This window comes from Neisseria sp. P0009.S007 (genome assembly GCF_051962515.1).
Map to the genome: position 1 here is coordinate 1 of NZ_JBQCVF010000092.1, position 6,722 is coordinate 6,722.

The 6,722-nt window shown below is 52.9% G+C and carries 7 protein-coding genes; all 7 read right to left on the minus strand.

What is annotated here, in order from left to right:
* The coding region (gene lpxB / locus ACTHS3_RS08790; RefSeq protein ID WP_440367708.1) for a lipid-A-disaccharide synthase at positions 1-620 on the minus strand (620 nt) is incomplete at its 3' end.
* Positions 621-779: 159 nt separating this feature from the next.
* Positions 780-1,556: an acyl-ACP--UDP-N-acetylglucosamine O-acyltransferase gene (lpxA, locus tag ACTHS3_RS08795; RefSeq protein WP_049332967.1), complete on the minus strand. Its 777-nt coding sequence runs from the start codon at positions 1,554-1,556 to the stop codon at positions 780-782.
* A 74-nt stretch (positions 1,557-1,630) separates the two neighbouring features.
* The gene (gene fabZ, locus ACTHS3_RS08800; RefSeq protein ID WP_003681704.1) at positions 1,631-2,080 is read right to left on the minus strand and encodes a 3-hydroxyacyl-ACP dehydratase FabZ; all 450 of its coding nucleotides are present in this window, start codon (positions 2,078-2,080) and stop codon (positions 1,631-1,633) included.
* Between the two features lie 74 nt (positions 2,081-2,154).
* Positions 2,155-3,195: a UDP-3-O-(3-hydroxymyristoyl)glucosamine N-acyltransferase gene (gene lpxD, locus ACTHS3_RS08805; RefSeq protein WP_070624927.1), complete on the minus strand. Its 1,041-nt coding sequence runs from the start codon at positions 3,193-3,195 to the stop codon at positions 2,155-2,157.
* Positions 3,196-3,296: 101 nt separating this feature from the next.
* The gene (locus tag ACTHS3_RS08810) at positions 3,297-3,806 is read right to left on the minus strand and encodes an OmpH family outer membrane protein (protein ID WP_070624925.1); all 510 of its coding nucleotides are present in this window, start codon (positions 3,804-3,806) and stop codon (positions 3,297-3,299) included.
* A 111-nt stretch (positions 3,807-3,917) separates the two neighbouring features.
* Positions 3,918-6,320 carry an outer membrane protein assembly factor BamA gene (bamA, locus tag ACTHS3_RS08815; RefSeq protein ID WP_070587898.1) on the minus strand — a complete coding sequence of 801 codons (2,403 nt, stop codon included), beginning with the start codon at positions 6,318-6,320 and terminating at the stop codon, positions 3,918-3,920.
* 3 nt (positions 6,321-6,323) lie between these two features.
* On the minus strand, positions 6,324-6,722 hold a 399-nt coding region (locus ACTHS3_RS08820; protein WP_440367711.1), incomplete at its 5' end, for a site-2 protease family protein.

The following is a 6,722-nucleotide window of genomic DNA, read 5'->3' on the forward strand; positions in this document are numbered from 1 at the left end:
TAATCGATTTCGCTCACGCGGCTGCCGGGCAAGATGGCAAACACGGGCACGTCCGCAGGTACGCCCAGCTTCTGCCGTGCCGCCGCCCTATCCGCTTCCACCGGCATGGTTTGCGCCATCGGATGGCCGACAAACTCAGCCTTGCCGCCGGCATCGATATATAGCTGCGGTTCCATCGGAAATAGGCACAACACGCGGTTGACCTGATGTACGATTTTATTGACCCGTTCGCGCCGCCACGCCCAAACCGACGGGCTGACATAATGAATGGTATGAATGCCTGCCTGCTTGAGTTTTTCGGCCACGCCGAGATTAAAGTCCGGCGCATCGATGCCGATAAACACATCCGGCTTGAGGCGGAGCAAATCGTTCACCAGCCCTTTGCGGATTTTCAAAATCTGCGGCAGGCGTTTGATGACCTCAACAAAACCGCGCACCGCCAGCTTTTCCTGATCGTACAAACTCTCAAAACCCTCCGCCTTCATGCGCTCGCCGCCGATGCCGGTAAACCACGCATTCGGGCAACGCGCCTTAATGGCACGGATTAAATGTGCGCCGAGCAAGTCGCCGGAAGCTTCGCCGACGCTGATGGCGATAAGGGGGGAAGGATTGGAGTTCATATTGTTGAGGTTCGGAAGCTAAAAGATTTTGGGGCGGTCATTTGCCCAACCGTTTTCAGACGGCATCGACAGCAAACGGGCAGAAACCTGCCCTACTACGCGGATTTTTGCAATCCAAAGGCCGTCTGAAAAAGTTTCAGACGGCCTTCAATCCATCAATCAACGGATAATGCCGCGTGTGGATTGTGCAAAAAAGTCTTTAAATACCGCCAATTCGCTTTGGGTTTCGGCGCGTTTCAGAATCTCTGTCTTAGCTTCTTCAAACGGAATGCCGCGATGGTAAATGGTTTTATACGCATCTTTGACGGAGGCAATCTGTTCGGCAGTGAAACCGTTGCGGCGCATACCTTCGCTGTTGAGGCCGGCCGGTTCGGCGCGGTAGCCTGCAGCCATAAAGTACGGCGGTACGTCTTTGTGTACGCCGGCGGCAAACGCGGTCATGGCGTAGTCACCGATTTGGCAGAATTGGAACACCAGCGTGTAGCCGCCCAAGACGACGTAGTCGCCGATGGTAACGTGACCTGCAAGTGAGGCGTTGTTGGCGAAGATGGTATGGTTGCCGACCACGCAGTCATGGGCGAGGTGGCAGTAGGCCATAATCCAGTTGTCGTCGCCGATACGGGTTTCGCCGATGCCGGTAACCGTACCGAGGTTGAACGTCGTAAATTCGCGGATGGTGTTGCCGTTGCCGATAATCAGCTTGGTCGGCTCGTCGCGGTATTTTTTGTCCTGCGGAATTTCGCCGAGGCTGGCAAATTGGAAAATGCGGTTGTTTTCACCGATGGTCGTATGACCGTTGATGACGACGTGCGGGCCGATTTCGGTATTCGCGCCGATTTGCACATTGGGGCCGATGATGCTGTATGGGCCGACTTTGACGCTGGAGTCAAGTTCGGCTTTAGGGTCGATGACGGCGGTCGGATGGATAAGGGTCATGCTGTCTCCTTGCTGTCTGATACAGGTATTGCCTGCAAGATGCCGTCTGAACTTTCAGACGGCCTGTCCCATTCTTACACCACGCGTTTGGCGCACATAATCACGGCTTCAACGGCAACTTGGCCGTCGACTTTGGCAACGGCGTTAAATTTGCCGATACCGCGTTTGTTGGTCAGCAGCTCGACTTCAAAAACCAGTTGGTCGCCGGGGATGACTTGGCGTTTGAAACGGGCGTCGTCAATACCGGCGAAGAAGAAGAATTCGTTTTCTTTGCGGCCGCCTTCGCTGAGGATGGCGAGTGTGCCGCACGCTTGCGCCATGGCTTCGATAATCAGCACGCCGGGCATCACGGGCAGGTCGGGAAAGTGGCCTTGGAACTGCGGCTCGTTCATGGTGACGTTTTTAATCGCAGTCAGGGTTTTCATCGGTTCGAACGCAGTAATGCGGTCGAGTTGCAAAAACGGATAACGGTGTGGGATAAGTTTTTGAATGTCTTTGGCTTCAATCGGGAGTTGTACGTCCATGATGTTCGTCTTTCCTTGTTTGTATTGGGTTTAAACGTATTCGGATGCGGGGGCGCGGACTGTTTGCGCCGCCTTTAGGCTTCGTCGCTGTCGGCAAGCTGTTTCTCCAGCGTTTTGAGGCGTTTGTTCATTTCGCTCAAACGGTGGATATAAACGGCATTGCGCGCCCAGTCTTTGTAGCCCGACATCGGGAAAATACCGGCCAGATGCTGGCCGCTTTCGGTAATGCTGTGGGTAACGGATGTACCGCCGCCGATGGTGGTTTTATCGGCGATTTCGATGTGTCCGACCGTGCCGACGCCGCCGCCGATAATACAATAATTGCCGATGGTGACGCTGCCGGAAATACCGGTCTTGGCGGCGATAACGGTGTGCGAACCGATTTTGCAGTTGTGGCCGATTTGGACTTGGTTGTCGATTTTGGTGCCGTTGCCGACGGTCGTATCGCTCATTGCGCCGCGGTCGATATTGGTGTTCGAACCGATTTCCACATCATCGCCCAGCGTGACTGCGCCGGTTTGCGGGATTTTAAACCATGAATCTCCGGCGAAGGCCAAGCCGAAACCGTCCGCACCGATGACTGCGCCGCTGTGGATTTCGACACGGTTGCCCAAAGTACAGCCGTAATAGATGACGGAGTTGGGATGCAACACGACTTCATCGCCCAACGTGCAATCGTGTTGGACAACGGCATTGGCCAAAATACGGCAGCCCTCGCCCAATACGGCATTCGCTCCGATATAGGCATTCGCGCCGATTTCGCAGCTTGCCGGTACTTTGGCACTTGCCTCGACAACGGCGGTCGGATGTACGCCGCCCTGTGCTTTGACAATCGGCGAGAACAATCGTGCCACTTTGGCAAAATAAAGATAAGGGTCGGCAGCCACAATCAGGTTGCGGCCTGCAAATTCGTCTGCGGCTTTCGGCGACACAATCACTGCGCCTGCTTGGCTGTCGTGTACTTCGGCTTTGTATTTCGGATTGGCCAAAAAGCTGATGTGTTCCGTCTGCGCCTGATCCAACGGGCGGACGGCGGTAATGGCGATGTCTTCGCCTTTCCATTCGCCGCCGAGCTGGGAAACGATTTGGGACAGGGTGTATGCTTGTGAAGTCATGATAATCTGCCGTCAAGATGTCAGGCCGTCTGAAAGTTGCCGATTTGGGTTTCAGACGGCCTTAGGTTTGTCTGTATGGTCACATTCGCTGCCGAGCAGGGTCAGTGAGCGTTTAGGGCTTTGATAACGCTGTCGGTAATGTCGTAACGGCCGTTGACGTAAATCACGTCCTGCAAGATGAAGTCGTAACCTTCGCGCTTGGCCAAATCGACGATGACGCGGTTGGCATTTTGCTGGAGCGCGGCGAATTCTTCATTGCGGCGCAGGTTGTAGTCTTCTGCCAACTCAGCCTGCTGCTTGCGGAATTTCTGTACCAGATTACGCCACTTTTGGGTTTCCGCTTCCCTTTGGCTGTCGCTGAGCTTGTCGCCGCTCAGTTTTCGCTCCAAAGCCTCGCCTTCCTGTTGCAACTTTTGCAAGGCGGTTTGACGGCTTTTGAACTCTTTTTCCAAAGTCATCTGAATGCTTTGCGCCTGCTTGGATTCCTGATAAACGCGCTCGGTATTGATAAAACCGATTTTCTGCACTCCATCCGCCGCCGCTTGCGGCAACAGCACGAAACCCGGCAGGGCTACGGTGAGGACACGGAGGGTGTCGGCTATTTTACTCATGATAAAAATCCTTGCTTGAAAACAAACGGGCGGTTTGCAATAAGCTTGCCGCCAATCTGCCATGAGGCCGTCTGAAACGGACAAACCCGGTTTCAGACGGCCTAAACATCATCAGAATGTCGTACCGAGTTGGAATTGGAAGCGTTGGATTTCGTCGCCTTCTTTTTTCTTAATCGGATAAGCATAACTGAACTTCATCGGACCCAGCGGAGAGAGCCAAGTCACGGCAGCACCGGCAGAGTAACGCAATTCGTTTTTGAATGTCGATTTGTGCGTTGTGCCTACGCCATACACGTTTTGGAGCGCGCCGTTGGTGTAATAAGAATTGCTGCTGCTGTCGTTGTAAGTTTTGTCATCCCACACGCTGCCCGCATCGGCAAACAGGCTCAGACGGACGGTACGCGAATCTTTAATGCCCGGCATCGGGAAGAGCAACTCTGCGGAAACGTTGGCTTTTTTGTTACCGCCGTAGCTGATTTTCTCGCCGTATTCGTCATAGACTTTCGGGCCCAGCGTACCGCTTTCAAAACCGCGGACGGAGCCTAAGCCGCCGCCGTAGAAGTTTTCAAAGAACGGCATGGTTTTGGTTTTGCCGTAGCCGTTGCCATAACCGACTTCGCCACCCAGCATCAGCGTGAAATCTTTGCTCAATGGGAAGAACCAAGTTTGGTTGTGGGTCAAGGTGTAGTATTGCAGGTCGCTGCCCGGCAAGGCGATTTCGCCGTTTACGCCGGTCAGGTAACCGCGGGTCGGCCACAAGGCATTGTCGGTTTTGTTGCGGCCCCAGCCGATGGTACCTTTGTACAACCAGCCTTTGAAGTTACCCACGCCGCTGCCGTCGCCTTTACCGTATTGGTTGATAAAGTCAGCATAGCGTTTAGGCGCGCCTTTGTAGGTATTCACGGTCAGACGCTCTGCGGCCAAACCGAAGTTTACACGGTCATATTCGGTAACCGGAATACCGATACGCAAACCGCCGCCGAAAGTTGTAGTTTTATATTGTTTCGCGCTGGAAGAAGCTTTACGCGGGTCGTAAGACTTGCCGTAAAGGTCGTAGCCCAAGCTTACGCCGTCAGGTGTGAAGTATGGGTCGGTAAACGACAACGAGCCGTTTACTGTGGTTTTACTGCGGGAAGCGCGCAGGGCAACGGATTTACCCGTACCGAACAGGTTGTCTTGAGCCACGCCGGCAGACATCACCAAACCGGTATCCTGAACCCAACCTGCGCTCAAGTCGAGCGAGCCGGTAGAACGTTCGGTCAGGCTCATGTTCAGGTCAACTTGGTCAGGGGTATTGGCCACAGGAACCGCATCAAATTGAACGTTGTCGAAGTAGCCCAACAACTCAACGCGCTCTTTAGAACGTTGCAGTTTGGCAGAGTCGTAAGGCGCCGATTCCATTTGGCGCAACTCGCGGCGAATGACTTCGTCACGGGTTTTGTTGTTGCCGGTAATGTTGATTTCGTTCACATAGATTTTGCGGCCCGGCTGAACGGTCAGCACAAAATCAACGGTATGCGTTTCGGCATTGGGAATCGGTTGGACATTGATTTCGCTGAATGCGTAACCTGCCTGACCCATGCGGTTTTGGATGGCTTCGAGCGAATTGGACATTTGCGCGCGCTCGTACCATTTGCCCGGCTTCATGGTCAGCAGTTTTTCCAAATCTTCTTTCGGCACTTCCAGCGTATCGCCTTCGATGCGTACATTGCCCCAACGGAAGCGGTCGCCTTCGCTGACGGTTACTTTAATGGTTTGCTTAGTTTTGTCTTCGTTGGTTTGGATGTCGGTATCCAAAATGCGGAAGTTGAAGTAGCCGTTGTTTTGGTAGTAATTGGTGATTTTTTCCATGTCCTGAGCAAATTTTTGCTCATTGAACTGATTGCTCTTAGTGATCCAAGTCCACATACCACCTTCGCTCAGGGACATTTGTTTCAGCAGGCGGCGGTCGGAATAAACTTCGTTGCCTTCAAAGGAAATATCGGTAATCTTGGTAGATTTGCCCTCTTCGATGGCAATATCGATAGATACGCGGTTACGGGCGAGTTTGGTTACAGTCGGAGTGATTTGGACAGACTGTTTGCCACGGCTCAAATACTCTTCTTTCAAACCGGCAACGGCTTGGTTCAGCGTTGCTTGGTTGAAGTATTGGGATTGCGCCAAACCGAAGGCTTCAAGGTTTTTCTTGATGGCATCGTTTTGCAGCATTTTCGCGCCGGTAATATTGAGCGAGCTGATGGTTGGACGCTCAATCACGGTCAGCAGGACTTGATTGTCCATGGTTTCGACGCGTACGTCGTCAAAGAAACCGGTTGCGTAGAGTTTTTTGATGATTTCTTCACTGCGCGCATCATTGAAATTATCACCGACTTTAACGGGCAGGTAGTTGAAGACGGTACTCGGCTCGGTGCGCTGCAGGCCTTCGACGCGGATGTCCTGAATGGTAAAGTCAGCCAATGCCAGTGGAGACAGGCTCAATACCATTAAAGCGGAAGCAATCTGGTTCAGTTTCATAAATTATCCAAACAAACGGTTGATGTCATTAAAGAAAGCCACAGCCATCATCAAAAGCATGGCTGCCAGTCCGAAGCGCAGGCCGACTGCCTGTATGCGCTCGCTCAAAGGCTTTCCGCGTATCCATTCGGCGGTATAAAAAACCAAATGTCCGCCGTCTAAAACGGGGATGGGCAAAAGGTTCAACACGCCTAAGCTGATGCTGACCAAGGCCAGAAATTCGAGGTAGCTCTGCAATCCGAGTTTGGCGGATTGTCCGGCGACATCGGCAATGGTCAGGGGGCCGGAAATATGGTTCAAAGAGGCATTGCCCGTAACCAGTTTTCCGAAAAATTTGAGGGTCGTCCACGAATAGTTGACGGTTTTGTTCCAACCCAATTCAAAGGCTTGGGCAACGGAAGG

Bases quoted from the DNA above. Each gene is read 5' to 3' on its own strand.
- lpxA (WP_049332967.1), bottom strand. From the start codon at position 1,556: ATGACCCTTATCCATCCGACCGCCGTCATCGACCCTAAAGCCGAACTT.
- fabZ (WP_003681704.1), bottom strand. From the start codon at position 2,080: ATGGACGTACAACTCCCGATTGAAGCCAAAGACATTCAAAAACTTATC.
- lpxD (WP_070624927.1), bottom strand. From the start codon at position 3,195: ATGACTTCACAAGCATACACCCTGTCCCAAATCGTTTCCCAGCTCGGC.
- ACTHS3_RS08810 (WP_070624925.1), bottom strand. From the start codon at position 3,806: ATGAGTAAAATAGCCGACACCCTCCGTGTCCTCACCGTAGCCCTGCCG.
- bamA (WP_070587898.1), bottom strand. From the start codon at position 6,320: ATGAAACTGAACCAGATTGCTTCCGCTTTAATGGTATTGAGCCTGTCT.